Raw genomic sequence first — 25,535 nt, forward strand, 5'->3', positions numbered from 1 at the left:
CACCGGCGCTTTGTTCTTCTGGGGTTTGCCTGATTTAACAGTAACAAGCCTGGAAAGAATTCATACACTTCATACTTCAAACCACAGGAGGGCTGGCTTTTGCCCGGCTCATCCATGCGCCGTGTTCAAATCGGCGCCCTGCCAATTTGTCGCTCACCCCGTCACTTACTTTTGTAAACTCCGGGGATTTACGGCGCTGCCACGTTCCTGTGATTCACACTCTCTGTACCTGACTAACAACCGTGATTACGGCTCTGCCCGCTGTACCACGTTTTCGATATGCACGGTCAGATAAAGTTTTTCCGAATTGCTCATCGTGTGGTGATAATTCTTGCCGACAAATTCGTTAATCGCGTCAACGCATTTCAGGGTGGTTTGATAACGACGCTGCACCATGGCAAATAACTCTTCGTCGTCATTATTTAACACCACACCATCAATCACCCGTTGAGCGAAAAACTTTAAATGGGTAATGAAACGCTGGTAATTCAGACTGTGCTCGTCGAGCGGCAGGGTGAAAAAGTATTTAACGATATTCTGTAACTGATAAATAAGCCGTGTAATTTTTGTGGTTTTACCCATCGTATCATTCAGCCCGGCATTCACTATATGCAACGCGATACTACAGGCTTCACTGTCGGGTAATAATGTGCCGGTACGCGCAACAATCATGCCGATCGCCTGGCGGCCAATGGCGTACTCTTCGGTGTAGAAATGGCGCACTTCCCACTCTAACGGATTGGGTAAAACTTCATTTTTTTCTATACGTTGTAGCGCGAAGTGCAAGTGATCGGCCAGCGTAACGTACAGACCTTCGCTTAATTTATGCGAAAGCGTGGAGCGCGCCAGCGCAACAATATCGGCGGTGAGTTGCACTATTTCCACCGGCACTTCGCTAACCAGATCTTTAAAACGTGCGGAGACTTGAGAGTCCTGCAAATGGAATATTTTCTCGATGGCTTGCGCATCGACGCGTGCGCCGCTTTGAGTATTAAACCCTAAGCCGCGCCCGGTCAGAATAACCTCAAGGCCATGCTCATCAATGGCGCTGACAACGTTATTATTTAATATTTGTTTGACCAGCATCGCCAACTCCTGCAAACAAAAACGGGCAAAACGTAAATACAGCAGCGAGCGGATGTCGCCCTCTTTCTCTGCATTTAGGTTTTGCCCGATATTCGGTAACAAGCGTAATGCAGGTAAAAACTAGCATTGCCTGAATAAATGATCAACGCGCCCTGAAGGGCAATGGCGAATGGATCTGCCAATTTGTGATCGGCGTTGTGAAAAATATCCTGTATCCGATCAGTGACGCGTGGGATATGCGGACGTGCTTCCAGCCAGGCAAAAAGGGTTATCCTACGGGCGCTAAAAATGCCACAATAGTGTCTGTTTATACAGTATTTCAGGTTTCCTCATGGCCCTTACCGCCGCGCTAAAAGCGCAGATTGCCGCCTGGTATAAGGCGTTGCAACAACAGATCCCGGACTTTATTCCCCGCGCGCCGCAGCGGCAGATGATTGCTGACGTGGCGAAAACGCTGGCGGGGGATGAAGGGCGTCATCTGGCGATTGAAGCGCCGACCGGCGTGGGGAAAACGCTCTCCTATCTCATTCCGGGCATCGCCATCGCGCGTGAAGAGCAAAAAACGCTGGTAGTTAGCACGGCTAACGTGGCGTTGCAGGATCAGATCTTCAGTAAAGATCTGCCGCTGCTGCGCAAAATTATCCCCGATTTACGCTTTACCGCCGCGTTTGGCCGTGGGCGCTATGTCTGCCCGCGCAACCTGGCGGCGCTGGCAAGCAGCGAGCCGAACCAGCAGGACCTGCTGGCATTTCTGGACGATGAGCTGACGCCTGGCAACCAGGAGGAGCAGAAGCGGTGTGCGGCGCTGAAAGCGGACCTCGACAGCTATAAGTGGGATGGCCTGCGCGATCACACCGATAAGGCGATCACCGATGATTTGTGGCGACGTCTCAGTACCGATAAAGCCAGTTGCCTGAACCGTAACTGCCACTACTACCGCGAGTGTCCCTTTTTTGTCGCGCGCCGCGAAATTCAGGAAGCTGAAGTCGTGGTCGCCAACCACGCGCTGGTGATGGCGGCGATGGAGAGCGAAGCGGTGCTACCGGAGCCAAAAAACCTGCTGCTGGTGCTGGATGAAGGCCACCATCTACCGGATGTGGCGCGTGATGCGCTGGAGATGACGGCGGAAATCACCGCACCCTGGTATCAGCTCCAGCTCGATCTGTTCACCAAACTGGTGGCGACCTGCCTTGAGCAGTTTCGCCCGAAAACGCTGCCGCCGCTGGCGACACCGGAGCGGCTCAACGCCCATTGTGAGGAGCTTTACGCACTTATCGCTTCTCTTAACAACATTCTCAATCTTTACCTTCCGGCGGGCCAGGAGGCGGAATATCGCTTTGCGATGGGCGAGCTGCCAAATGAAGTGATGGAGATTTGCCAGCGGCTGGCAAAACTGACGGAGATGCTGCGTGGGCTGGCAGAACTGTTCCTGAATGATTTAAGCGAGAAGACCGGTAGCCACGACATTGTGCGTTTGCACCGGGTCATTTTGCAGATGAACCGCGCGCTGGGCATGTTTGAAAGCCAGAGCAAACTCTGGCGGCTGGCCTCGATGGCGCAGGCGTCTGGTGCGCCGGTGACCAAATGGACCACTCGCGAGGCGCGTGACGGGCAGTTGCATCTGCTGTTCCACTGTGTGGGGATTCGCGTGAGCGATCAGCTGGAAAAGCTGCTCTGGCGCAGCGTTCCGCACATCGTGGTGACCTCGGCGACGTTACGTTCGCTGAACAGTTTCAATCGTCTGCAAGAGATGAGCGGTTTAAAAGAGAAAGCCGGGGATCGCTTTGTCACGCTTGGTTCGCCGTTCAACCATGTTGAGCAGGGAAAAATTGTTATTCCGCAGATGCGTTATGAGCCGCTGATGGAAAACGAAGAGCAGCACATTGCGGAAATGGCGACCTGGTTTCGCGAGCAGGTTGAGAGTAAAGCACACCCTGGGATGCTGGTGCTGTTCGCTAGCCAGCGTGCGATGCAGCTGTTTTTAACCTATGTCGCAGACTTGCGTTTATTGCTGCTGGTGCAGGGCGATCAGCCGCGTTATCGACTGGTGGAACTGCACCGTAAACGTATCGATAACGGCGAGCGCAGCGTGTTGGTCGGCTTGCAGTCATTCGCTGAAGGGTTGGATCTCAAAGGCGATTACCTGACGCAGGTTCATATCCATAAAATTGCCTTTCCGCCTATCGACAGCCCGGTGGTGATCACTGAAGGCGAGTGGCTGAAAAGCCTGAATCGTTATCCTTTTGAAGTGCAGAGCCTGCCCAGCGCGTCGTTTAACCTTATTCAGCAAGTGGGGCGGCTTATTCGTAGCCACAGTTGCCGTGGAGAAGTGGTTATTTACGATAAACGGCTGCTGACCAAAAGCTACGGTAAACGCCTGCTTGATGCGCTACCTGTGTTTCCTATTTCACAACCGGTGATGCCGGACGTTATAGTGAAGAAACCCGTGAAAAAACCAGAACAGAAGCGTCGCAAACGCCGTTAACGATGTGAGCCCGCAAGGAGTCGCTATGGATTACCGCAAAATCATTAAAGAAATTGGTCGTGGGAAAAACCACGCCCGCGACCTCGATTTCGACACTGCTCGTGGTCTGTATACGCAGATGCTGAAGGGGGAAGTGCCGGATCTGGAGATGGGCGGCATTTTGATTGCTCTGCGTATTAAAGGGGAAGGGGAAGCGGAAATGCTCGGCTTTTACGAGGCGATGCAGCAACACACCCTGAAACTGACGCCGCCGGTAGCTAAGCCGATGCCGATTGTCATTCCCAGCTATAACGGCGCGCGTAAGCAGGCGAACCTGACGCCGCTGCTGGCGATTTTGCTCAACAAACTCGGTTTTCCGGTCGTGGTGCATGGCGTCACTGAAGATCCGACACGCGTCGTAACGGAGAGCATTTTCAAACTGCTGGGAATTGATGCCACGCTGCACGCAGGCCAGGCGCAGGCGAAGCTGGAGGGACATCACCCGGTCTATATTCCTGTGAGTGCACTCTGTCCACCGCTGGAAAAACAGCTGGCGATGCGCTGGCGGATGGGCGTGCGCAACAGCGCGCACACGCTGGCAAAGTTGGCAACGCCCTTTGAAAAAGACGACGCGCTGCGTTTGTCCAGCGTTTCGCACCCGGAGTACATCACTCGGGTGGGGAAATTCTTTGCCGATATTGGCGGACGCGGCCTGTTGATGCATGGCACGGAAGGGGAAGTTTATGCTAACCCGCAACGATGCCCGCAAATCAACCTGATTGATGCGCAGGGTGAGCGCGTACTTTATGCGCGTGACGATGCTGCACCCGCGGCAAGTGACGGAGCTGCGAAAGACGCGGAAAGTACAGCGCGCTGGACAGAACGCTGCCTTGCGGGAAGTGAAGCGGTGCCGGAGTCGCTCAAAATTCAGCTCGCCTGCTGTCTGGTGGCGACGGGGGAAGTGGTCACGCTGGAAGAGGGGCTGGCGCGGGTTGCGCAGAGTTTCTGACAAAAAAAGCCCGTCACATCTCTGGACGGGCAAAAAAGGGTAACAACAGGGTTAATGAGGGTGGAGCACCTGGCAGAGGGTTAATTTGCCAGGGGTAAAACACGGGTTTCGGTTATTTGTAGATAACCGCAGTGCCGCTCAGTTTGTTATTGCCTGTAGCGGAAGTCATGCTGTAGCCCGTTGCGCCAGCGGCTTGTGCTTTCTCTGCCAGTTTGGCTTCCAGCCCGTCCAGCGTGGTCGCGCCTTCAGCGGAAACAACACCGATTTTATTCAGATTCTCTGCCTGAGCAGCGGTGACTGATTGTGCCGCGAAGGCACCGAAAGAGAGGGTGGACAGCGCGATAGCAGCAACAGCATATTTGATGGTTTTCATCGTTAATTTCTCGCAGGTTATTCTGTATGGGGGACAATGTTCCGTCGATGTGATGAGTATCACGTTTTTTGGCGGGAGATAAAATCGAAGAGAATTGACGGCCTTATTCTAAAAAATTGAACAACGATTAAGCTATTGAATTAAAAGAAATTTAGTGATGAAAAAAGCGCAATTTACCACCAGTCGGTCTGGCACTGTTTTTCGTGGCACAATTTGCTACGTTCAGGGCGGGGTTTTGTGGATGTAAAGGCAACCGCTTGCGCTGGTTACAGACGTCAGGAAAGGTCAACGTAGCTGGCTGTCTTTCGAACCTCTGCGATTATATCCTGCAAATGTAGAATTATGTAAATCTTTCTCCTGCTGGCAGGTAACGCATAAACGTACGCCGGGAATGGCTTTACGCCGTGCTTCCGGGATTGGCTCTCCGCACTCTTCGCAAACTTTTAAACTTTCGCCAGAAGGTAAACCGCTGCGCGCACGTGCTACGGCATCATCAATGGTGCTGTCGATTTGCTGCTGCACTGCGCCATCATTTGCCCAACCTGAAGCCATAATGTGTCCTCCAAAGCCAAAACCATAATTATAGCAAACTGGACGGCGGCGCTGATGTCGAGCCGGGCGAACGGTGCAATCGTTGCCCGGCAAGAGGCTAGCGGTTATCCGGGCGCGTTAAATCGAAACGCTGCGCTTCGCTAATGCCGTAATAGGCCGACGGGCCACCTGCGCGTAACACCGGCTGCGCTTTCGCCGTCTGGTAGATACCGTTTTCCAGCAGCATTTCATCGATATGCACGGCAACCACTTCGCCGAGCACCAGCCAGCTATCGACCGGTGTACCGTCTGCGGCAGTAAGCTGAATACACTGCGAAAGGCGGCATTCGAAATTGACCGGGCTTTCCGCCACGCGTGGCGTCTTGATGATACGGCTGGCAACGGGCGTCAGGCCTGCGCGAGCAAACTCATCTTCGCCGTGCGGCAGAGAGGCAGACGTTTCGTTCATTGGCACAGCCAGCGCACGCGTGGTCAGGTTCCAGACAAACTCTTTGGTTTGGGTAATATTGCGCACGCTATCTTTCCAGCCGCTACTGGCAAAGCCGATAATCGGCGGGCGATAATTGAAGCAGTTAAAAAAACTATAAGGGGCGAGGTTGCGGCGGCCCTGCCCATCCAGCGAGGCAATCCAACCAATGGGGCGCGGGCCAATAATGGCATTCAATGGATCATGAGGCAGCCCATGTCCTTTTGCAGGTTCATAAAAATACATAGCGCTTTCCGGTCGTTAAAAACAGATTCTTCAGCCTCACTTATTTACCCGACCAACGTCAACGGGTATCTTACGCCGCTGCTAACAGGAGAATGCCATGAATGCCCAGAAGCCGGGTCTGCACCCGCGTAACCGCCACCACAGCCGCTACGATCTCGACGCGCTGTGCGCCGTGAACCCGTCATTGCGTGCGTTTCTTACCACTAATCCGCACGGTGAGACGACCATCAATTTTGCCGAACCGCAGGCAGTCAAAGCCCTGAACAAAGCGCTGCTGGCGCAATTTTATGGCGTTCGCGAGTGGGATATCCCTGACGGCTTTCTCTGCCCGCCGGTACCGGGGCGCGCGGATTACATTCACCATCTGGCGGATGTGCTGGCGGAAAGCAACGAAGGTAACGTGCCGACGCACGCCAGCGTGTTGGATATCGGCACTGGCGCAAATTGTATTTACCCGCTGATTGGTGCGCATGAGTACGGCTGGCGTTTTACCGGCAGTGAAGTCAACGATCAGGCTCTTGCCAGCGCACAAGCTATCATCAACGCAAACCCTGGGTTGAGCCGCGCAGTGCGGTTGCGTCGGCAGAAAGATCCGGCCTCGATTCTCACCGGCATTATTCATAAAAATGAGCAGTATGATGCGATTCTCTGCAACCCGCCGTTTCACGACTCCGCGCAAAGCGCGCAGGCCGGGAGCGAGCGTAAGCGTCGCAACCTCGGGCAATCAGCCAGCGACGCCGCTAACTTTGGCGGACAGCAGCAGGAACTGTGGTGTGAAGGCGGCGAAGTGGCCTTCATCAGCAAAATGATTGCTGAAAGCCAACAGTTCGCGCGCCAGGTATTGTGGTTTACCTCGCTGGTGTCACGCGGCGATAACCTACCCGAACTGTATCGCGCGTTGACTCAGGTTGGCGCAGTGAAGGTAATAAAAAAAGAGATGGCGCAGGGCCAGAAGCAGAGCCGTTTTATCGCCTGGACATTTTTCGATGAGGCCCAGCGTAAGCGCTGGGCGCAGACACGTTTTAAAGGGTAGGTTCTGTCGGCGGTGGCGGGCTGGCGGGTGACGCTGGCTGTACTGCGTTTCCCGGTGCCGGTAACATTTGGTATGTCTGCACCGGCGGGCGCACGCCCGCGCGGTCGAAATGTTTTTTCACCATCGTGTCGAGGGCAAAACGCACCGTCCACTGTTTCAGCGGCAGAGTAGTGCAGGTGACGCGAAGCGTGAATGCCGTGTTGGTCAGCCCGACCAGCCCGGCAAACGACGGTTCGCCAATAATCAGTCCGCGGATCTCTTCCTGCTCCATCAGTTCCGCCACGGCGTCTTTTAGCGCCTGATTTGCTTTATCGGTGTCCTCCTGGCGATCAACATCATAATTCGCCACCACTGAGCCAATGCCGCGAACAAAGTTGGCAAAAGTGGTTATCGATGACCACGGAATAATGTGGTACGCGCCGGTATCCTGACGCACGCCAACGGAACGAATCGACATTCGCTCCACGGTGCCGGTGAGCGGGCCGATAGTAACCAAATCTCCGGTGTTCATGCCGTTTTCAAACTGGATGAAAATGCCGGTAATAATATCTTTCACCAGCGTCTGCGAACCAAACGAGATAGCCAGCCCGAGCGCCCCAGCCCCTGCCAGTAACGGCGCGATATTCACGCCAACTTCCGACAGCACAATCATCACCGTTATGGTGCTTATCACCACCGCCAGCGCGTTGCGAAACAGCGTCAGCAGTGTGCGGGTGCGCGCACTCGGCAGCGGACGGCCGTGAATATCCGACGCCAGCCGGTTTTCAATAATGCTGGCAAGCAGTGTCCAGCCAACGGCGGAGAAGAAGAGAATTAACGCAATGCGGATCAGGATATCGACGGTTTTCTCACCCGCACCGTAATTCAGCCAGTGCCAGACATCAAACAGCCCCCAGGCGTTCAGCAGCAGCATGATGGTTGCGCAGACCACCAGAATGCGCGCGGTTTTTAACGACGCGGAGAGCCAGCCATTGAGCCGCTTTTGTAACTCGGGGTAGTTGCGCTGTACCGGCGGCGACAGGGTGATAGTTTTATTCAACCAGCGCGACAACACGCCAGAAAGAAACGCGGCAATGCTCAGAATCGCCAGACTATTGACCGTCGCACCCATCATAAATTTCAGGCTGTTGCCGGGGTCGAACAGCGAAAAGAAGAACAACACAATAAAGTAAGCGCTGGCCAGCCAGTGCCAAACCAACGCAAAAGCGCGGATAAACAAGCTAAAAAAGGCCAGCGAGTGATCCGCCAGTACAATCAAGTTGTGCTGAATTTGCTTCTTATTATGAAAGATAAGGTACAACGCCCATACGGTGATGCAGAGCATGATCACCACATTGGCCAGCGCGCCAAACTGCACATTGATTTGGTTGGAGATAATCGGTACGGCAACCAGCAAACCGTAGCCAATCAGGCTGCTCAGCGCACTCAGGCGCATATGCCAGTAGCGGGCGGTTTCATCGGTAATGCGAAATGGGCGCAGATCGGCAATACGCGGGCAGAAAATCAGCCGCAAGATCGCTTTAAAAAACTCAATCAGCGCAAAGGCGTTCAGAAACAGGCTTTGTTGGAACGCGATAGTACTGTTGCCCGCGTTAAGATTCGCGCTAAGCAACTGACCGACAAAAAGTGTCAATGCCAGCAGCATCAGGTCGATAATAAACGCGCTGATAATCATTGAGGGCAGTTGCAACCAGTTACTGCGGTCGCGGTTTTTACGCCTTCCCCAGGCGCCCATTTTGCGATACAGCGGCGAGACCGCTAAACGAACAAGGAACCAGAAAGCAAAAACCAGCGCGGCTAATAACAAAAAATGGCTGGCGGCGTTGCTGAATGTTTGCGGGTTAAAGGTTTTATGGGGCGAACCAGTGATATTGCGATAAAGCTGAGCAAAACGTGCTGCCAGCTCTTCGCCATAATGTTCGCTAACCTCGGTCACGTTTTCCAGCACCGTTTTTTGCTCTTTCACCTCGGGCGGAGTGAGCACCGGTACCGGTTCTTGCGGCGGCGTGGTGGCAACTTTACGTAGCTGATCAATCAGCTCCTTGCGCGAATCATCATTTTCCAGCACGTCGGCGAGTGCGGCATAAGCCGCTTTTTTCTGTTCGACATTAGGTTCGCTCGTTTGTGTGGAAGGTTGAGCGCCAGAGGCTGCGGAAGTAATACCGGGTATTGTCGCGGCCTGTAACGGCGCACACAGCAGGCCAATCAATAGCAGGATCCACGGCATTTGCTCCTCCGGTGAGAAAGTTCAGCAAAATGATAAGTATAGATGCCGTAGCGCAGCCGCGATGAAATGAGAGGAATCTGGGGAGAACCCCTCCAAAAGGAGGGGCAAGGTAAATCAGGAGACGTGTTGCAGGAATTCCTGCAGGCGCTGACTCGGTGGATTTTCGATCAGCTGTTGCGGGTTGCCATCTTCGGCAATGCGGCCTTTATCGATGAAAATCAGGCGTGAGGCCACTTTCTCAGCGAAGCCGATTTCGTGAGTCACGATAACCATGGTCATGCCTTCTTCGGCCAGATCTTGCATCACTTTCAGCACTTCGTGGCGCAACTCTGGGTCGAGGGCAGAGGTTGGCTCATCAAACAACATCATTTTCGGTTTGACCGCCAGTGCGCGAGCAATCGCCACACGCTGCTGCTGCCCACCGGAAAGCTCAGACGGATAGTGATGCCCGCGTTCGGCGAGGCCGACTTTCGCCAGCAGCTCTTTCGCCAGTTTTTCCGCATCTGCTTTCCTGGCGCCACGCACACGAAGTGGGCCGAACATGACGTTCTCCAGCGCGGTCAGGTGCGGGAACAGATAGAACTGCTGGAACACCATGCCTGCTTCCTGGCGGATCAGGCGTTCGTCCACTTTCGGATCGTTAACTTTCAGGCCATCGACAATCAGATCGCCGCTGGTGATCTCTTCCAGTTTGTTGATGCAGCGCAGTAGCGTAGATTTACCGGAGCCGGACGGCCCGATAATCACCACCACTTCACCCTGACTAACGTTCAGATCGATATTATGCAGCACCTGGGTTTGACCGAAGTGCTTGGAAACGTTTTTAAATTCAATCACAGGATTTTCATCCTTTTTTCAAGACGACGGAGCACGATGTTCAGCGCCTGGGTGATGATCAGATAAATCACCCCCACGGCGGTCCAGATTTCCAGTGCACGGAAGTTACCGGCAATGATTTCCTGGCCCTGGCGGGTTAATTCGGCTGCGCCGATAACAATAAACAGCGACGTATCTTTGATGCTGATGATCAGCTGGTTACCCAGCGGCGGCAGCATGCGACGCAGCGCCAGCGGCATGATCACGTGGCGGATAGTTTCAACGCGGGAAAGTCCCAGCGCCTGACCCGCTTCGCTGAACCCTTTATGGATCGACAATACGGAGCCGCGAGTGATTTCGGCGATATAAGCTCCGGAGTTAATCATGATGGTGATGACAGCGGCGCTGAAGGTATCGATACGAATATCGGGGAAAGCCATCGGCAAGGCGAAGTAAATGTACATCACCTGAACGACAATAGGCGTGCCGCGAATAATTTCGATGAATACCAGCGCGATGTGGTTAGAAATCCAGCCGCCATACGTACGGGCTAAACCGGCCAGCAGGCCGATAATGATGCCGCCAGCCAGACCGAGGATCGAAATCCATAAGGTCATTTTGGCCCCGTCAAGCAAAAGCGGAATGGCGGGCCAGATGGCGCTCCAGTCAAACTGCATGATGTGTTCCTGTATACCGTGGTTTTAACAAAAAGCATCGGAGGCGAAAGCCGCCTCCGAGGTTTAACGCATTATTTTTAATAATTATTTAGGTTCAGAACCAAACCATTTTTTGTAGATTTCGTTGTAAGTGCCGTTGTCGCGCAGCGTTTTCAGCGCACCGTTCACTTTCTCGCGCAGTTCATCACTGCCTTTCGGGAAGGCAATACCGTACTGCTGCGCTTCCAGAGAGTCGCCGACCGCTTTGAACTGGCCGTTGCCCGCGGTTTTGATGAAATACAGGATGTTCGGCGTGTCGTGCAGTACTGCATCAGCGCGGCCGGTGCCCAACTCCATGTAGGCGTTGTCGATGTTAGGGAACTGACGCAGGTCTTTGGTTTTGATGTTCGCTTTCGCGTAGTCAACAGAACCGGTGCCGCTCTTCACTGCCAGCACTTTACCATTGAGGTCTTTCACGCTTTTCACGTCGTTATTGTTGGCTTTCACCATTACCAGCAGGCCGCTTTTGTAGTAGCCGTCAGAGAAATCGATGGCTTTTTTACGCTCTTCAGTAATGGTGATGCCTGCCAGCGCCAGATCGATATTTTTGGTTTGCAGCGCAGGGATGATACCGCTGAAGTCCATCGGCTTCAGTTCGTAGTCCAGTTTCAGTTCTTTGGCGATAGCTGCCCACAGGTCCACGTCGAAACCCACATATTTGTTGCCTTGTTTGAATTCGAAAGGAACGAACGCAGTGTCGGTGGCGACAACCAGTTTTTTATCAGCAGCCTGAGAGGAAACGGCAAAAGCGAGAGCGAGAGCAGCCAGGGAAAATTTCAATACAGACTTCATAGTTTTTCCTTTTGTATCCGGGGAACGAACCCCTGCGAGAATGAACGCAGTATGAAAAAATCATGCCAGGTTTACAACCTATTGTTTTGTAAAGGCGAACCTTTACCCGGTTGCACAATAAGTGTAGCAACAATACCCGTATGCACCATTTTGAGTCACTGTTTTGGTGCATTATGGTGGCGTAGCCTGTTTTGCTTTTTTTTAGCGCAGATCGCGGGGTAAAAACAATCACTTATTAACAATTTTGTGATGGAATAATTACGAAGTGGTAACTTTGTGTGTGGAAAGGGGAAAAATGACGCACTGTAATAGTGCAAAACCCTGCGCGGGATGCGCAGGGGATATAGGCAAAACTTATGGATTACTCAATGTTGGACTCAATGAACCACAAGAATTGATCCAGGTCGCGGGAAGCAGCGGTAAAGATATCAGCGGTATCTTCGTCTTTCGCTTCGCCAATGGCTTTACGCACATCGTTGGCGACCACCGCGTAACGATCGGCGAGTTCTTTGAGGTGATCCTGCACACTGTGAATATCCAGCGGATAGCTTTTCAGCGCGGTTTTGCTGTTAATCACCTGCGTGGTGCCCAGTGCGACACCGCCCAGCTGTACGGCACGTTCAGCCATGGTATCAAGGTGGTTTACCAGCGCAGTACGGAAACCATCCAGCATTTCATGTACGGCAATGAAGTTAGCACCGCGCATATTCCAGTGGGCCTGTTTAGTGATCAGAGACAGGTCAATGAACTGGATCACCTGGCGATTCAGCAGCTCAATGGTCGCTTTTTTATCGCTATCCGATACATCGTTACGGGTATAAAGCAGATTAGACGCTTTCGTTTTAACCAGTTTAGCGGTACTCATAATCTCATATCCTCTTGATGTTTGTGTCCCAGGAAATTACCGAAACTAAGTATAGCACCAGATTTTTCCTGACAGTCTTGGCTGTACCTATCAGTTCGATAGCGAATATAAAATATAGGAAACGATTTCAGGATAACGCAACTAATCAAATGAAATGTAAGATAATTCTAACGAGTTATTATTTCTAAAATGCGAATCGTTCTATTTGATGCAGAATGCTGGAAAAAGTAAGAAATAATGTCTGCGATGTGGTGTGGATATTTGGCATAAGAAGGATCTCATGCCAAATAATACTTATTTAGCCAATATCAATTTCTTTGACTGTTGCTTCTCGACGCAGCGTGAGAGTCGAGCCCATTGATGCGATAATAATCGCCGCCAGCGCCAGCGCTTGCTGGAATGTGAGTGTTTCCCCGAGGAAAATCATGCCGGAAATTGCCGCCATCGCTGGCTCCATACTCATCAATGTGCCGAATGTGCGAGTAGGTAAACGTGTCAGAGCAATCATTTCGAGCGAATAGGGCAGAGCGGTAGACAAAATCGCCACGGCGATCCCCAGCGGCAGAACAGACCAGTGCCACAACACTTCACCCGCCTGGAATGCGCCAAGCGGCACAAAAACCAGCGCCGCAATGAGTGAACCCAGCGCCACTGTCGCCGGGCCGTGCTCCTCCCCGGCGCGCTGCCCGGAAAGGATATAGATTGCCCAACAAGCACCGGCACCAAGGGCAAATGCTGCGCCCGTGAGGTCAACATGTGAGACATTTTCGCCCAGCGGTAGCAGATACCACAGGCCAAGTACCGCGAGGATCACCCAGATGAAATCCACCGGGCGGCGTGACGCGAAAAGCGCCACTGCAAGCGGGCCGGTAAACTCCAGCGCCACGGCGATGCCGAGCGGTATCGTCTGGATCGATAAATAGAACATATAGTTCATTGCGCCGAGCGACAGGCCGTAAAACAGCAGCGGCAGGCGTTGTTCGTGGGTAAAACGCAAGCGCCAGGGCTTGAATACCACGACCAAAATAAGGGTGCCAAGTGCGAGACGCAACGCGGTGACGCCGGGTGCGCCAACAATCGGAAACAGTGATTTCGCCAGCGACGCGCCTCCCTGAATGGACATCATCGCGACGAGCAATATTAATACCGGCAACCACACCGGCAATTTACGAGACTGCGCAGGCATCCTTTCTCCCGTCAATTTCTGTCAAATAAAGTAAAAGAGGCAGTCTACTTGAATTCCCCCCGGCTGGTTGAGCGTTTGTTGAAAAAAAGTAACTGAAAAATCCGTAGAATAGCGCCACGCTGATGGTTAATTAACCTATCCAATTAAGAATTATCTGGATGAATGTGCCATAAATTGCGCAGCATAATGGTGCGTTGTGTGGGAAAATTTCTGTTTTTTGAAAGGGTTGGTCAGTAGCGGAAACTTTCTGTTACATCAAATGGCGCATTAGACCCCAATTCCCGCAAAGAGTTTCTTAATTAATTTTGATATATTTAAATACGTAGGACGTAGGATTTACTTGAAGCACATTTGAGGTGGATTATGAAAAAAATTGCATGTCTTTCAGCACTGGCCGCACTTCTGGCGGTTTCTGCAGGTTCCGCAGTAGCAGCAACTTCAACCGTAACTGGCGGCTACGCTCAGAGCGACGCTCAGGGTATCGCCAACAAAACTAACGGTTTCAACCTGAAATACCGCTACGAGCAGGACAACAACCCGCTGGGTGTTATCGGTTCCTTTACTTACACTGAAAAAGATCGTACCGAAGACAGCGTTTATAACAAAGCGCAGTACTACGGCATCACCGCCGGCCCGGCTTACCGCATCAACGACTGGGCGAGCATCTACGGTGTTGTGGGTGTTGGTTACGGTAAATTCCAGCAGACTGTAGACACCGCTAAAGTGTCTGACACCAGCGACTACGGTTTCTCTTACGGTGCTGGTCTGCAGTTCAACCCGATGGAAAACGTTGCTCTGGACTTCTCCTACGAGCAGAGCCGTATCCGTAGCGTAGATGTTGGCACCTGGATTGCCGGCGTTGGTTACCGCTTCTAATCGCTTCGGCGATAATAAAAAATCCGCCCACTGGGCGGATTTTTTTTTGCCTGCAATCTGCTTCAGAAATTACCGCTTACTGCGCGTATCGAAGAGATCCGTACCGAGATGGTTATAGTCAACTTTCTGTAACTTAAAGTTGGTAATGTACGCTGGCCCGGCTTTTTGCTCTGATATAAAACGGTAAGGATTTTTAATCTGCTCTGCGCTAATCCCGGTCCACTGCGAAAAGAAGCTTAAAAAGTCGTTCGCTGAACGGCGAGCTTTAATTACCCGATGTTTGGTATCGTCGCTGGAAAGCACCATAAACGGCACCTGGAAGTCCTGTTGAAAAGTATCGGCATGCGCCAGGTACTGCACCTCTTTGCCGCGTTCTTTAATCGCCAGTCCGTGATCCGAGAAGTAAACCATTGAGAAGCTTTCGCCGGTATTGACCAGTTGCGAATACATTTTCCCGAGGAAATCATCGGTCTGCTTGATGGAATAGAGGTAGCAGGAGGTCTCTTTTGACTGCACAAACTCGTCGTACTTGCCGCCGGTGCGATCGCAGGCCTGCGGGTGCGAGCCCATCAAATGCAGCACAATCAGCTGCGGCTGGGTGCGTTTAGTGCTCAGGACCTGGTTGGTGAGTTTTAACAGATCCTCGTCACGGGTGTTTTTATCCGCCTCGAAGTCACCGCGTTTCAAAAACTGCACTTCATCGGCACGCTTAGCGATACTGGCGATGGCGGTGTCGTATTCGCCTATCTGCCCCTGATTAGAAAACCACCATGTCTGAAAACCGGCGCGGTTAGCCAGCGTGACAAAGTTATCCTGATACTGTGGTTTATCTTTCTCCACGCGGTTTAAAGTCAGCCCAAGGGATTTTTGTGTTGAACCGCTCGCGGAAATGTAATCCGTAAATAGCGTGCCGTTTACCTGGCTGGCAAACGGTGTGTTATTCCAGTGTCCGCCAAAGGCGCCCAGCGCATCGCGACGCGCACTTTCGCCAATCACCACCACGTAAGTATGGTATTTCGGTTTGACCGCCAGCACATTCCAGGTGTCTTTCACGCTGGCAAGCGCGGCCATATTTTTCTGTTCTTCTTTGACCACATAGTAGTTAAACGCTACATCACGCACGAAACGAAGCACCGGAACGCCAGTATCAATAATCCTGAATTCGTACCCTTTGAAATGGTTTTGCACCGGGCCAATAAAATAAGAAGCGATGCACACAATCGTGCCCAGCGTGTCCCATTTCAGCCACGGCGTGGAACGCACAATTACCCGGCGGCGCAGCGAAATAACGCCCAGCGCAAAAATGAATACGCCGACAGCGTAGTGATACCACGGGAAGATAGTCAGAATTTCCGTCGACTCTTCCATGTTTGTCGACAGCAGCGCCAGCAACGTGTTGAAATTCGGTGCGCCATATGCGCGGCCAAAGGGGAAATAGCATGCGGCAACCAACGAGATAACCCCGATAACGGTTTTTTGCGTACGAGGTGCATGTCGCCAGAGAACCAGTAGGGCGCAGGTTAAAAGAACCGCATACATCACGCTAAATTCATAACCCAGAGCGAAGTTAATCAACATCGATTGTAAAAAATAAAAACCCGTCCACGGGTTGAGCGTCTGGCTGCGAAGGGCCACGGATTCTTTAAGGATTAGGCTCATAGATTACTGTCATGAAAACGCCATGTGCTCACCCTGGCGTTAAGGGTCAAAACCTGCCGGACAGTGCGTGTGAAGAGGGGAGGGGGTCCGCATCTGCGAGCCGCAATTTGTGCAGGGCAGCGCAAAGATAGAGCGAGGCGCGACGAAGGTCAACAGGAGCTAAGCGGTTGTTTTGAGAGAGTGATTGCAAATCCAGCAAAAATACGCTGATTTTTAGGCGAATAGGTCAGTATGACGGGGGATTGTGACAGAAAAATGAAGCGGCGTACCGCGACGCCGCATTAGTGAGAAGATTTGTCGGAGTCCTGCTGAGGTTTGCCGGTGATCATTTCGGACAACATACTCAACAGCATTAAACGCACTTTAAAGGGAGAGTGACTAAACACGTGCATACACCTCTTGAACTCATTCATCGTTACCTCCTGCCATTTACATGCCCTTCGTTCCATGAAGAGCGAACACATTACATACAGATATAGCACAGGCTATGTTCTATAGCTATGGCTAAGACGTTAATTTTTTGTACTGATTCACGGATGGTTTACAATGGCGCTTCTCTTATATGATGCTGCACAGGTGTCACACCCTCAGAGGAAGCACAATGAACCGTCGCGCAGGTAAGCAAACAATAAAAAAAGTGACGCTGGTAAATGTTGAAGAGCACGTTGAAGGCTTTCGTCAGGTGCGTGAAGCGCATCGTCGCGAACTCATTGATGACTATGTTGAACTGATTTCAGATTTGATCCGCGAAGTGGGCGAAGCCCGCCAGGTGGATATGGCCGCCCGCCTTGGCGTTTCACAACCGACAGTTGCCAAAATGTTAAAAAGACTGGCAACGGTGGGTTTAATTGAACAGATTCCCTGGCGCGGCGTTTTTCTGACCCCGGAAGGGGAGAAGCTGGCGCAGGAGAGCCGTGAGCGGCATCAAATCGTCGAAAGCTTCTTGCTGGTGCTTGGCGTGAGCCCGGACATTGCGCGCCGCGACGCCGAAGGCATGGAACACCACGTTAGCCAGGAAACGCTCGATTGTTTCCGCCGCTTCACTCTGCAACACGAGCAATCACCTGAATGACTATGCCCCTCATTCGCGCCCTGGCGCGCGATCGCTTCCTGCATCTGTTACTGATTATCGGCGTTGCGCTGTGCTTTTTTGCCCCGTTTGCGCCCAAAACCTGGCCGGCTGCGATTGACTGGCACACCATTATCACCCTTAGCGGCCTGATGCTGTTGACCAAAGGCGTCGAGCTGAGCGGCTATTTTGATGTTATTGGGCGGCGTATGGTGCGCCGTTTTCATCATCAACGCAGGCTGGCGATGTTTATGGTGCTGGCGGCGGCACTCCTTTCCACATTTCTCACCAATGACGTGGCGCTGTTTATTGTCGTGCCGCTGACCATTACGCTAAAGAAACTGTGCGAAATTCCGGTTAACCGGCTGATCATTTTTGAAGCGCTGGCAGTAAATGCCGGATCGTTATTAACGCCTATCGGAAACCCACAAAATATTCTTATTTGGGGCCGCTCTGGCCTCTCTTTTCCTGCGTTCATCTGGCAGATGGCACCGCTGGCGCTGGCAATGATGGTCACGCTGTTGGTGTTGTGCTGGTTCTGTTTTCCGAAAAAAGCGCTTAACTACCACAGCGGCGTACAAACGCCGGACTGGCAACCCCGGTTGGTATGGAGTTGCCTCGGTTTCTACTTAATCTTTATTACCGCGCTGGAGCTGAAACAGGAACTGTGGGGGTTGGCAATAGTCGCCGTCGGGTTCTTGCTTCTGGCTCGCCGGGTAGTGCTGAGCGTGGACTGGACGCTACTGCTGGTCTTTATCGCCATGTTTATTGATGTGCACCTGCTTATCCAGCTCCCGGCGCTGCACTCGGTGTTGGCCAGCGCCAGCCAGTTGTCACCTTCTGGTTTGTGGTTGACGGCCATTGGCCTGTCGCAGTTTATCAGTAACGTGCCTGCCACCATTTTGCTGCTCAATTATGTTCCGCCGGATACGCTGCTGGCCTGGGCGGTGAACGTTGGCGGCTTTGGTTTGCTGCCCGGTTCGCTGGCTAATCTTATCGCGCTGCGTATGGCAAACGATCGCCGCATCTGGTGGCGCTTTCATCTCTATTCCCTGCCGATGCTGCTGTGGGCGGCGCTAGTTGGATACGGATTACTCTTATTCAGATAGTGCTGATTTGTCAGTTTATCCTGGCAAATGTATAGCAACCGCCTAACTTTAGGTAACGGTGCAAACCTGGCACCGTTACCTGACAGGACTGTTGCGAAACTATGGCAGAAAACACAACGCATCCTGACGATGTTCAGGAAGATAACAATCAAAACACACGTAAACGCCCCGGAAAGAAGCCACTGATTATCCTCGCCATTGTTGTTGGCGTGATGGTGATTGTTGCGCTGGTGTGGTGGCTGTTAACCCGTAATGAAGAAACCACAGACGACGCCTTTACCGATGGCGACGCGGTGACGATTGCGCCGAAGGTGGCAGGTTATGTCACCGAGCTGCGGGTTAAAGACAACCAGCGCGTCAAGAAAGGGGATTTACTGGTCACCATTGACCCGCGCGATGCCACTGCGCAGCGCGATCAAGCACAAGCGCAACTGGGGCTGGCGACCGCGCAGCTACACCAGGCGCAGGCGCAATTGGACTTATCTAAAGTGCAGTATCCGGCACAGCGTGACGAAGCACGCGCGCAGGTGCTGAAAGCAAAAGCCGACCTGGCGAATGCAGAAGCCGCTTATCGACGTCAGCGCGGTGTCGATCCTCGCGCCACCACACAACAGAATATCGATAGCGCCAATGCCCAGTTGCGTAGTGCTCAGGCACAGCTTGCCAGCGCGCAGGCACAACTGGAAGTTGCCGACCAGGTGCAACTGCAAATCCGCCAGCAGGAAACCAATGTCGAAGCGCGCCAACAGCAAGTGGCGCAGGCAAAAGCGCAGCTGGAAACCGCCAATCTGAATTTATCCTGGACGGAAGTTCGCGCCCCGTTCGATGGCTTTATCACCAAACGCAACGTGCAAAACGGTACGTTAGTGCAGGCGGGCAGCGCATTGTTTTCGCTGGTTTCACCGGACGTGTGGGTGGTGGCGAACTTTAAAGAGTCACAGCTGGAACGCATGCGTCCGGGGAATAAAGTCAGCGTCAAAGTGGATGCGTGGCCGGATCTGGAGCTGGAAGGGCATATCGACAGCATCCAGCAGGGCAGCGGGTCGAAGTTCGCCGCGTTTCCTTCAGAAAATGCCACCGGCAACTTTGTCAAAATCGTCCAGCGCGTGCCGGTGAAAATCGTCATTGATAAAGGCCTGGATCCCAATAAACCGTTGCCGTTAGGCCTTTCCGTTGAACCGAAGGTAACGCTGGAATGACGGATCACAGCCACGAGAACTGGAAACCCGCCAGTAACCCGTGGGCGGTGGCGTGGGTCGTCACCCTTGCGGTGTTTATGGAGATCCTCGATACCACGATTGTTAACGTGGCGCTGCCGCACGTCGCCGGATCGCTCTCCGCCAGTTATGACGAATCGACATGGGTGCTGACCAGCTACCTGGTGGCGAACGGTATTGTCTTGCCGATCTCTGCCTTTCTCAGCCGCACCTTTGGGCGCAAACAGTTTTTCCTGATCTGCATTGTGATGTTTACCGTCTGTTCGTTTCTGTGCGGCATCGCCACCGAGCTTTGGCAGATCATTCTGTTTCGTATTTTGCAGGGCTTTTTTGGTGGAGGCCTGCAACCCACGCAGCAGTCGGTGCTGCTGGATTATTTCAAGCCGGAAGATCGCGGCAAAGCGTTTGGTCTGTCCTCTATCGCCATTATTGTCGCCCCGGTGCTGGGGCCGACGCTGGGCGGCTGGATAACCGATAATTACTCCTGGCGCTGGGTCTTTTTTATCAACATTCCGGTGGGTATTGTCACGGTTCTTGCAATTTACCAACTGCTGGAAGATCCGCCCTGGGAGCGCAAATCAAAGCAGAAATTGTCCATCGACTGGCCGGGTATCGGCCTGATTGCGCTGGGGCTGGGTTGCCTGCAAGTGATGCTCGATCGCGGTGAAGATGAAGACTGGTTCAACTCCGATTTCACGCGCATTTTCGCCGTTCTCACTGCGATAGGTATTGTCGGTGCCATTTACTGGTTGTTGTACGCCAAAAAACCGGTGGTCGACTTGCGCTGCATGGCGGATAAAAACTTTACGGTTTCAAGCCTGCTGATGGCGGGCATGGCAATGATCCTCTATGGCAGCTCGGTGGTGATCCCGCAACTGGCGCAGCAGGATCTGGGCTACACCGCCACCTGGTCCGGGCTGGTGCTCTCGCCTGGCGCGGTGTTGATTGTGCTGACCATTCCGTTGGTGTTGAAATTGATGCCAATAGTGCAAACGCGTTGGATAATCGCCTTCGGCTTTTTCTGCCTGGCGGCCTCATTCTGGTGGTCGCGCACCCTGGCGCCGGATATCGATTTCGAAACGCTGATGCTGTTTCGCAGTGCGCAGTCGATTGGGCTGGGTTTCCTGTTCGTTCCGTTGACAACCATCGCCTTTATCTCGATCCCGCGCCAGCTAAATGCCGATGCGGCGGCGCTGTTTACCATGTTCCGTAACGTGGCGGGATCGGTTGGTATTTCGCTGTCAACGGCGGCGATCACTGAGCGTTCGCAGGCGCATATGTCGCACTTATCAGACCATACGTCTCCCTTTAATGAACCATTCCAGCTGGCGCTGCGTGAATCCGCCGAGGCGATCCGTAACTTCACCAGCCTGGTCGGCGATCCGCTGACCAGCGCCACCGGGCAGATGTACAAAGCGATGATCGCCCAGTCGCGTTTTCTGGCCTATATCGACGTTTTCACCGTGCTCAGCCTGGTGGCGATGTTGTTGATCCCCTTTTGTTTATTGCTTTCGCCGATCAAAAGCGAAGGCAGCGCAGGAGCACATTAATATGACGTGGTGTCGTTTTCCCGTAACCCTGTTGTCGCTGTGGCTTGCAGGCTGTGCTGTTGGGCCGGATTACCAGGCGCCCAAACCGCAAACGCCTGCGCGCTGGAACGATCCGGGTGACAAAGCGGTTAAATCGCAGACCTCTTCGCAGGCGGTGAATCCGCGCTGGTGGACAACCTTCCAGTCACCGCAGTTGAACAGCCTGATTGAGCGGGCGATTAAAGATAATCTCTCGCTCCAGCAAACCGTGTTGCGCATTGGTGGCGCGCGCGAACAGATTAATCAGGCGGGCGGCGCGTTTCTGCCAGCGGTTAACGGTTCGCTGAAAGCGACTCGCCAGCAGTTAGGCATTGAAGGCGAACTGAAATCCCATAACGTGGAAGGTCAGTTGCAGAACGCCGACCCGGCAATCAGCGGGGCGCTCGGTGCGCTTACCCAACCGGTGAATCTCTATCAGGGCAGTTTTGACGCGCAGTGGGAGTTGGATCTGTGGGGCAAAGTACGACGCCAGGTTGAAGCGGCATCGGCACAGCAACAGCAAGCAATTGAACAACGTAACGACGCCCTGGTGTCGCTGGAGGCTGAAGTCGCGCGTGCGTGGCTGCAACTGCGCGGTGCGCAGAACATCATCAGTACGCTGAAAACGCAAATCGATAGCGCGCAGCAGACATTTTCACTCACTGAAAACCGGCAAAAGGGCGGCCTTTCTCCGCAGTTGGATGTGGAAAATGCCCGCGCGCAGGTTGGCAATCTTGAAGCGCAACTCCCGCAATATGAAGCGCAGGAGCGACAGGCGATGAACGCGTTAGCTATCCTGCTCGGTAAACCGCCCGGTGCGCTGGACAGCGAATTGCGTAATGCGCAGCCGTTACCCGCGCTGCCGGACATTGTACCCACCGGAATTCCGTCGACGCTGGCGCGTCGTCGCCCGGACGTTCGCGAAGCGGAAGCCAGCCTGCATGCGGCGACGGCACAGATTGGCGTTTCAGTCGCGCAGCTATTCCCCAGCTTGTCGCTGAGTGGCCAGTTCGGTCTGCGCAACAGCGAAACCAACTGGCTTACCGACTGGAGCAGCCATTTTTATAGCGTCGGCCCGCAGATTTCGATTCCCATTTTCCAGGGCGGGCGGCTGGTATCCAGCGTCAAGCTGGCGCGAGCAGAGCAGGGCGCAGCGGTGCTGAACTACCGCCAGACGGTGCTCAGCGCACTGGGCGATGTGGAAAATGCGCTGGTCAGTTACCGCGCCGATCAGCAGCGGGAAGCGGGGCTGGATAAAACGCTCAGTGCGCTGCAAAACGCCTTCTCGCTTGCCACCGACAGCTACCGTCAGGGGATCGCCAGCTTTATCGATGTGCTGGATGCGCAGCGCCAGCTGGCGCAGGCCAGCCAGCAGCGTGAGCAAGCGCGGGTGCAAAGCAGCCTCGATCTGGTGGCGTTGTATAAAGCGCTCGGCGGCGGCTGGGAGTCGTATCAGAATATGCAACTACCTGATTATAAAGTGTTTGGTGATGCACCGCGCGGATAATCAGAGAATTGGGCAAGAAACAGGCAGGATCCTCACATTCGCCGCCGCAGAGGATTGCGTATAACTGTCTGGGTTAACTAAACAGATGAGGAGACGCCATCATGCGCTACAAAAAACTGGGCAATACCGGACTGTTTGTTTCTGAACTGTGCCTCGGCACCATGACCTTTGGCGGTGACGACAGCGAGAGCATGTGGAGCAAAATCGGCCAGTTGCAACAGGCGCAAGCCGAGCAACTGGTCGGTAGCGCGCTCGATGCCGGCATTAACTTTATCGATACCGCGAACGTCTATTCTGACGGGCGTTCGGAGGAGATCACCGGCCAGGCGCTGAAAAACCTGAAAGTGCCACGCGAAAACGTCATCGTCGCCACCAAAGTGTTTGGCGAAACCGGCACCGCCGGGGTGAACTCGCGCGGCAGTTCGCGTTATCACATCATGAATAGCGTGAAAGAGAGCCTCAAGCGCATGCAACTGGATCATATTGATCTCTACCAGTTGCACGGCTTTGATCCGGCCACACCCATTGAGGAAACGCTTTACGCGCTGGATAACCTCGTGCAGCACGGCCATGTGCGCTATATCGGCGTCTCTAACTGGGCGGCGTGGCAAATCGCCAAAGCATTGGGAATTTCGGAGCGTCTTGAGCTGGCGCGCTTTGCCTCGCTACAGGCTTACTACACCATCGCCGGTCGCGATCTGGAGCGTGAACTGGTGCCGATGATGCAGAGCGAAGGCGTGGGGCTGATGGTCTGGAGCCCGCTGGCAGGCGGCTTGCTGAGCGGTAAATATAGCCGCGACGGTCAGGCGGAAGCCGGTGGACGCCGCCTGGCGTTTGATTTCCCGCCGGTGAATAAAGACCGCGCCTTTGATTGCGTGGACGTTATGCGCACCATCGCCGACAGTAAAGGGGTTTCCGTGGCGCAAATCGCGCTGGCCTGGCTGCTGCATCAGCCGGTGGTCAGCAGCGTGATTATTGGCGCGAAACGCGCGGAACAACTGGACGATAACATTGCGGCGACGGCGATCCGCCTGAGTGATGACGAACTGCAACAGCTGGATGCGGTGAGCGCACTACCGCGCGAATATCCCGGCTGGATGTTTGAGCGCCAGGGTGAATATCGCCGTAACCAGTTAAAACAACAGTAATTATCCTTCCTCTCAAACGCGACGCTCACCCCGTCGCGTTTTTCTTTTCTTTCGAATAGCGTCACAAAAACACACCCTTTCCTTTGCCCATTTTTTCGCCATTATCTATATGACTAGTCATATATAAATAATGACTAGTCATGGAGAAGCGAGATGAACAAAACGTTACCGAACGGCTTTTTATGGGGTAACTCTGTATCCAGCATGCAGACCGAAGGTGCCTGGAACGAGGGTGGGAAAGGGATGTCGGTTTACGATATTCGCGAAGCCAGCGAATTTGCCTCCGACTGGAAAGTCGCCACGGATTCCTACCACCGATATCCAGAAGATTTCGACCTGATGCAGGATCTGGGCATGAACTGCTACCGCTTCCAGATTTCCTGGAGCCGTGTTTGTCCGCAGGGCGATGGCGAGTTCAATGACGAAGGCATCGCATTTTATGACCGCTTTATCGACGATTTGCTGGCGCGCGGCATTGAACCGATGATCTGCTTGTATCACTTTGATATGCCGCTGGCGCTGGCCGAGCAGTACAACGGTTTTGCTGACCGCCGCGTGCAGGACGCTTTTGTGCGCTACGGCAAAAAGATGATCGACTGCTTTGGCAGTCGGGTGAAGTACTGGCTGACCTTTAACGAGCAAAATATCTACCATATGCCTGGTGCGTTTCAGGTCGGTGGCTATCTGAAAGGCGAGAAAACCCTGCGTGAGCTCTATCAGATTCAGCACCATGTGATGATGGCGCATGTGTTGCTGACCCACTATCTGCACACCACCCAGCCCGGAAAATTAATGGGCGGCATGCTGGCGCACCAGTTGGTTTATCCGGCGACCTGTAAACCGCGCGATGTATTTTGCGCCACGCAATATGACGAATTCCTCAATCAGAACTTGTTGCGGGTCTATGCCGGGCAGGGTTACAGCCCGGAAGTGCTGGCGGTGGTGGACAGAGAAGGTTTCCGCGATATCTACCGAGATGAGGATTTGGCGGAAATCGCACGGGTCAAAAACGACTTTATGGCGTTTAGCTACTACGCCAGCAAAACCCTCGACAGCGATGCTATTGCGCCCGGAACGCCGGTCAATTATTTCCTGCAACAGGGGGATAAAGCGAACCCATATCTTGAGGCCACCGAATGGGGCTGGCAAATCGATCCGCTCGGTTTTCGCGCCATTATCACCCGGTATTACAACGACTGGCGCTTACCCGTGTTCCCGATTGAAAACGGCATCGGCGTGATTGAAGAGTGGGACGGCGTTAACCCGATCGAGGACGATTACCGCATTGCTTATCACCGCGACCATATCCAGGCGATGCAGGACGCCATCTTTGAGGACGGCGCACAGGTATTGGGCTACCTCGGTTGGGGTTTGATCGACATTCTCAGTTCCCAGGGCGATATGCGTAAGCGCTACGGCGTGGTGTACGTCAACCGCGAAAACCATGACCTGAGAGACTTAAAACGCGTACCGAAAAAGAGCTATCGCTGGCTGCAACAGCTGATTCACAGCAACGGCCGCGACATGTAAGTAACGACTGAGAGGGTAGCC

At 53.4% G+C, this 25,535-nt stretch carries 23 protein-coding genes; 11 read left to right on the top strand and 12 right to left on the bottom strand.

What is annotated here, in order from left to right; translation table 11 throughout:
• Positions 1-246: 246 nt before the first annotated feature.
• Positions 247-1,086, bottom strand: a complete 840-nt coding sequence (gene licT, locus E0L21_RS01995) for a BglG family transcription antiterminator LicT (protein ID WP_131406413.1) — start codon at positions 1,084-1,086, stop codon at positions 247-249.
• 331 nt (positions 1,087-1,417) lie between these two features.
• On the opposite strand from licT, the gene dinG reads away from it, so the two are divergent.
• Complete coding sequence (gene dinG, locus E0L21_RS02005; protein WP_131406362.1) at positions 1,418-3,571, top strand: ATP-dependent DNA helicase DinG; 2,154 nt, start codon at positions 1,418-1,420, stop codon at positions 3,569-3,571.
• Between the two features lie 25 nt (positions 3,572-3,596).
• Positions 3,597-4,559, top strand: coding sequence for a DNA-binding protein YbiB (gene ybiB / locus E0L21_RS02010; RefSeq protein WP_131406363.1), 963 nt, complete (start codon positions 3,597-3,599; stop codon positions 4,557-4,559).
• A 112-nt stretch (positions 4,560-4,671) separates the two neighbouring features.
• Here ybiB and ybiJ read toward each other — a convergent pair whose 3' ends face one another.
• The 3 genes from ybiJ to E0L21_RS02025 form a co-directional block, all read right to left on the bottom strand.
• Entirely contained in the window at positions 4,672-4,932 is a 261-nt protein-coding gene (gene ybiJ / locus E0L21_RS02015; RefSeq protein WP_131406364.1) for a DUF1471 family protein YbiJ, read from the bottom strand.
• Positions 4,933-5,217: 285 nt separating this feature from the next.
• Complete coding sequence (locus tag E0L21_RS02020; protein WP_131406365.1) at positions 5,218-5,484, bottom strand: DksA/TraR family C4-type zinc finger protein; 267 nt, start codon at positions 5,482-5,484, stop codon at positions 5,218-5,220.
• Between the two features lie 97 nt (positions 5,485-5,581).
• On the bottom strand, positions 5,582-6,196 hold the full coding sequence (locus E0L21_RS02025; RefSeq protein WP_131406366.1) for a flavin reductase family protein: 615 nt from the start codon (positions 6,194-6,196) through the stop codon (positions 5,582-5,584).
• Between the two features lie 97 nt (positions 6,197-6,293).
• Here E0L21_RS02025 and rlmF point away from each other — a divergent pair, with 97 nt between their 5' ends.
• Positions 6,294-7,229 (top strand): 23S rRNA (adenine(1618)-N(6))-methyltransferase RlmF, encoded by a 936-nt coding sequence (gene rlmF, locus E0L21_RS02030; protein WP_131406367.1) that lies wholly within the window; start codon positions 6,294-6,296, stop codon positions 7,227-7,229.
• Here the strand turns inward: rlmF and ybiO are convergent.
• From ybiO to rhtA, 6 genes are all read right to left on the bottom strand, one after another.
• Positions 7,219-9,456: a mechanosensitive channel protein gene (gene ybiO, locus E0L21_RS02035; protein ID WP_131406368.1), complete on the bottom strand. Its 2,238-nt coding sequence runs from the start codon at positions 9,454-9,456 to the stop codon at positions 7,219-7,221. The genes rlmF and ybiO overlap by 11 nt on opposite strands.
• A gap of 114 nt (positions 9,457-9,570) precedes the next feature.
• Positions 9,571-10,293: a glutamine ABC transporter ATP-binding protein GlnQ gene (gene glnQ / locus E0L21_RS02040; RefSeq protein WP_131406369.1), complete on the bottom strand. Its 723-nt coding sequence runs from the start codon at positions 10,291-10,293 to the stop codon at positions 9,571-9,573.
• Entirely contained in the window at positions 10,290-10,949 is a 660-nt protein-coding gene (gene glnP / locus E0L21_RS02045) for a glutamine ABC transporter permease GlnP (RefSeq protein WP_131406370.1), read from the bottom strand. The genes glnQ and glnP overlap by 4 nt, the downstream gene beginning before the upstream one ends.
• 84 nt (positions 10,950-11,033) lie before the next feature.
• Complete coding sequence (gene glnH / locus E0L21_RS02050; protein WP_131406371.1) at positions 11,034-11,780, bottom strand: glutamine ABC transporter substrate-binding protein GlnH; 747 nt, start codon at positions 11,778-11,780, stop codon at positions 11,034-11,036.
• Between the two features lie 361 nt (positions 11,781-12,141).
• Positions 12,142-12,645 carry a DNA starvation/stationary phase protection protein Dps gene (dps, locus tag E0L21_RS02060; RefSeq protein WP_086871723.1) on the bottom strand — a complete coding sequence of 168 codons (504 nt, stop codon included), beginning with the start codon at positions 12,643-12,645 and terminating at the stop codon, positions 12,142-12,144.
• Positions 12,646-12,943: 298 nt separating this feature from the next.
• On the bottom strand, positions 12,944-13,831 hold the full coding sequence (rhtA, locus tag E0L21_RS02065) for a threonine/homoserine exporter RhtA (protein ID WP_131406373.1): 888 nt from the start codon (positions 13,829-13,831) through the stop codon (positions 12,944-12,946).
• Between the two features lie 363 nt (positions 13,832-14,194).
• On the opposite strand from rhtA, the gene ompX reads away from it, so the two are divergent.
• On the top strand, positions 14,195-14,707 hold the full coding sequence (gene ompX, locus E0L21_RS02070) for an outer membrane protein OmpX (RefSeq protein ID WP_131406374.1): 513 nt from the start codon (positions 14,195-14,197) through the stop codon (positions 14,705-14,707).
• A gap of 69 nt (positions 14,708-14,776) precedes the next feature.
• Here the strand turns inward: ompX and E0L21_RS02075 are convergent, their stop codons facing one another.
• Together E0L21_RS02075 and mntS are read right to left on the bottom strand one after the other, a co-directional pair.
• Positions 14,777-16,366: a phosphoethanolamine transferase gene (locus E0L21_RS02075; protein ID WP_131406375.1), complete on the bottom strand. Its 1,590-nt coding sequence runs from the start codon at positions 16,364-16,366 to the stop codon at positions 14,777-14,779.
• A gap of 281 nt (positions 16,367-16,647) precedes the next feature.
• Entirely contained in the window at positions 16,648-16,779 is a 132-nt protein-coding gene (gene mntS, locus E0L21_RS02080) for a manganase accumulation protein MntS (protein ID WP_131406376.1), read from the bottom strand.
• Between the two features lie 188 nt (positions 16,780-16,967).
• Here mntS and mntR point away from each other — a divergent pair, with 188 nt between their 5' ends.
• The 7 genes from mntR (at position 16,968) to E0L21_RS02115 (ending at position 25,514) form a co-directional block, all read left to right on the top strand.
• A complete protein-coding gene (gene mntR, locus E0L21_RS02085; protein WP_131406377.1) occupies positions 16,968-17,438 on the top strand; it encodes a manganese-binding transcriptional regulator MntR in 471 nt (156 codons plus the stop codon).
• The gene (locus tag E0L21_RS02090) at positions 17,435-18,544 is read left to right on the top strand and encodes an anion transporter (protein ID WP_131406378.1); all 1,110 of its coding nucleotides are present in this window, start codon (positions 17,435-17,437) and stop codon (positions 18,542-18,544) included. The genes mntR and E0L21_RS02090 overlap by 4 nt, the downstream gene beginning before the upstream one ends.
• A 101-nt stretch (positions 18,545-18,645) precedes the next feature.
• Positions 18,646-19,743, top strand: a complete 1,098-nt coding sequence (locus E0L21_RS02095; protein ID WP_131406379.1) for an HlyD family secretion protein — start codon at positions 18,646-18,648, stop codon at positions 19,741-19,743.
• On the top strand, positions 19,740-21,311 hold the full coding sequence (locus tag E0L21_RS02100; RefSeq protein ID WP_131406380.1) for a DHA2 family efflux MFS transporter permease subunit: 1,572 nt from the start codon (positions 19,740-19,742) through the stop codon (positions 21,309-21,311). Before E0L21_RS02095 ends, E0L21_RS02100 begins: the two co-directional genes overlap by 4 nt.
• Before the next feature lies 1 nt (position 21,312).
• Positions 21,313-22,836 carry an efflux transporter outer membrane subunit gene (locus E0L21_RS02105; RefSeq protein WP_131406381.1) on the top strand — a complete coding sequence of 508 codons (1,524 nt, stop codon included), beginning with the start codon at positions 21,313-21,315 and terminating at the stop codon, positions 22,834-22,836.
• A gap of 101 nt (positions 22,837-22,937) precedes the next feature.
• Positions 22,938-23,984 carry an aldo/keto reductase gene (locus E0L21_RS02110; RefSeq protein WP_131406382.1) on the top strand — a complete coding sequence of 349 codons (1,047 nt, stop codon included), beginning with the start codon at positions 22,938-22,940 and terminating at the stop codon, positions 23,982-23,984.
• 153 nt (positions 23,985-24,137) lie between these two features.
• Positions 24,138-25,514 carry a glycoside hydrolase family 1 protein gene (locus E0L21_RS02115; protein ID WP_131406383.1) on the top strand — a complete coding sequence of 459 codons (1,377 nt, stop codon included), beginning with the start codon at positions 24,138-24,140 and terminating at the stop codon, positions 25,512-25,514.
• The last annotated feature ends 21 nt before the right edge of the window (positions 25,515-25,535 follow it).

This window comes from Kosakonia quasisacchari, from assembly GCF_004331415.1.
Classification (GTDB): domain Bacteria; phylum Pseudomonadota; class Gammaproteobacteria; order Enterobacterales; family Enterobacteriaceae; genus Kosakonia; species Kosakonia quasisacchari.

Excerpts from the sequence above, each read along its gene's own strand:
- licT (WP_131406413.1), bottom strand. The coding sequence starts at position 1,086 with ATGCTGGTCAAACAAATATTAAATAATAACGTTGTCAGCGCCATTGAT.
- dinG (WP_131406362.1), top strand. The coding sequence starts at position 1,418 with ATGGCCCTTACCGCCGCGCTAAAAGCGCAGATTGCCGCCTGGTATAAG.
- ybiB (WP_131406363.1), top strand. The coding sequence starts at position 3,597 with ATGGATTACCGCAAAATCATTAAAGAAATTGGTCGTGGGAAAAACCAC.
- ybiJ (WP_131406364.1), bottom strand. The coding sequence starts at position 4,932 with ATGAAAACCATCAAATATGCTGTTGCTGCTATCGCGCTGTCCACCCTC.
- E0L21_RS02020 (WP_131406365.1), bottom strand. The coding sequence starts at position 5,484 with ATGGCTTCAGGTTGGGCAAATGATGGCGCAGTGCAGCAGCAAATCGAC.
- E0L21_RS02025 (WP_131406366.1), bottom strand. The coding sequence starts at position 6,196 with ATGTATTTTTATGAACCTGCAAAAGGACATGGGCTGCCTCATGATCCA.
- rlmF (WP_131406367.1), top strand. The coding sequence starts at position 6,294 with ATGAATGCCCAGAAGCCGGGTCTGCACCCGCGTAACCGCCACCACAGC.
- ybiO (WP_131406368.1), bottom strand. The coding sequence starts at position 9,456 with ATGCCGTGGATCCTGCTATTGATTGGCCTGCTGTGTGCGCCGTTACAG.
- glnP (WP_131406370.1), bottom strand. The coding sequence starts at position 10,949 with ATGCAGTTTGACTGGAGCGCCATCTGGCCCGCCATTCCGCTTTTGCTT.
- glnH (WP_131406371.1), bottom strand. The coding sequence starts at position 11,780 with ATGAAGTCTGTATTGAAATTTTCCCTGGCTGCTCTCGCTCTCGCTTTT.
- dps (WP_086871723.1), bottom strand. The coding sequence starts at position 12,645 with ATGAGTACCGCTAAACTGGTTAAAACGAAAGCGTCTAATCTGCTTTAT.
- rhtA (WP_131406373.1), bottom strand. The coding sequence starts at position 13,831 with ATGCCTGCGCAGTCTCGTAAATTGCCGGTGTGGTTGCCGGTATTAATA.
- ompX (WP_131406374.1), top strand. The coding sequence starts at position 14,195 with ATGAAAAAAATTGCATGTCTTTCAGCACTGGCCGCACTTCTGGCGGTT.
- E0L21_RS02075 (WP_131406375.1), bottom strand. The coding sequence starts at position 16,366 with ATGAGCCTAATCCTTAAAGAATCCGTGGCCCTTCGCAGCCAGACGCTC.
- mntS (WP_131406376.1), bottom strand. The coding sequence starts at position 16,779 with ATGAATGAGTTCAAGAGGTGTATGCACGTGTTTAGTCACTCTCCCTTT.
- mntR (WP_131406377.1), top strand. The coding sequence starts at position 16,968 with ATGAACCGTCGCGCAGGTAAGCAAACAATAAAAAAAGTGACGCTGGTA.
- E0L21_RS02090 (WP_131406378.1), top strand. The coding sequence starts at position 17,435 with ATGACTATGCCCCTCATTCGCGCCCTGGCGCGCGATCGCTTCCTGCAT.
- E0L21_RS02095 (WP_131406379.1), top strand. The coding sequence starts at position 18,646 with ATGGCAGAAAACACAACGCATCCTGACGATGTTCAGGAAGATAACAAT.
- E0L21_RS02100 (WP_131406380.1), top strand. The coding sequence starts at position 19,740 with ATGACGGATCACAGCCACGAGAACTGGAAACCCGCCAGTAACCCGTGG.
- E0L21_RS02105 (WP_131406381.1), top strand. The coding sequence starts at position 21,313 with ATGACGTGGTGTCGTTTTCCCGTAACCCTGTTGTCGCTGTGGCTTGCA.
- E0L21_RS02110 (WP_131406382.1), top strand. The coding sequence starts at position 22,938 with ATGCGCTACAAAAAACTGGGCAATACCGGACTGTTTGTTTCTGAACTG.
- E0L21_RS02115 (WP_131406383.1), top strand. The coding sequence starts at position 24,138 with ATGAACAAAACGTTACCGAACGGCTTTTTATGGGGTAACTCTGTATCC.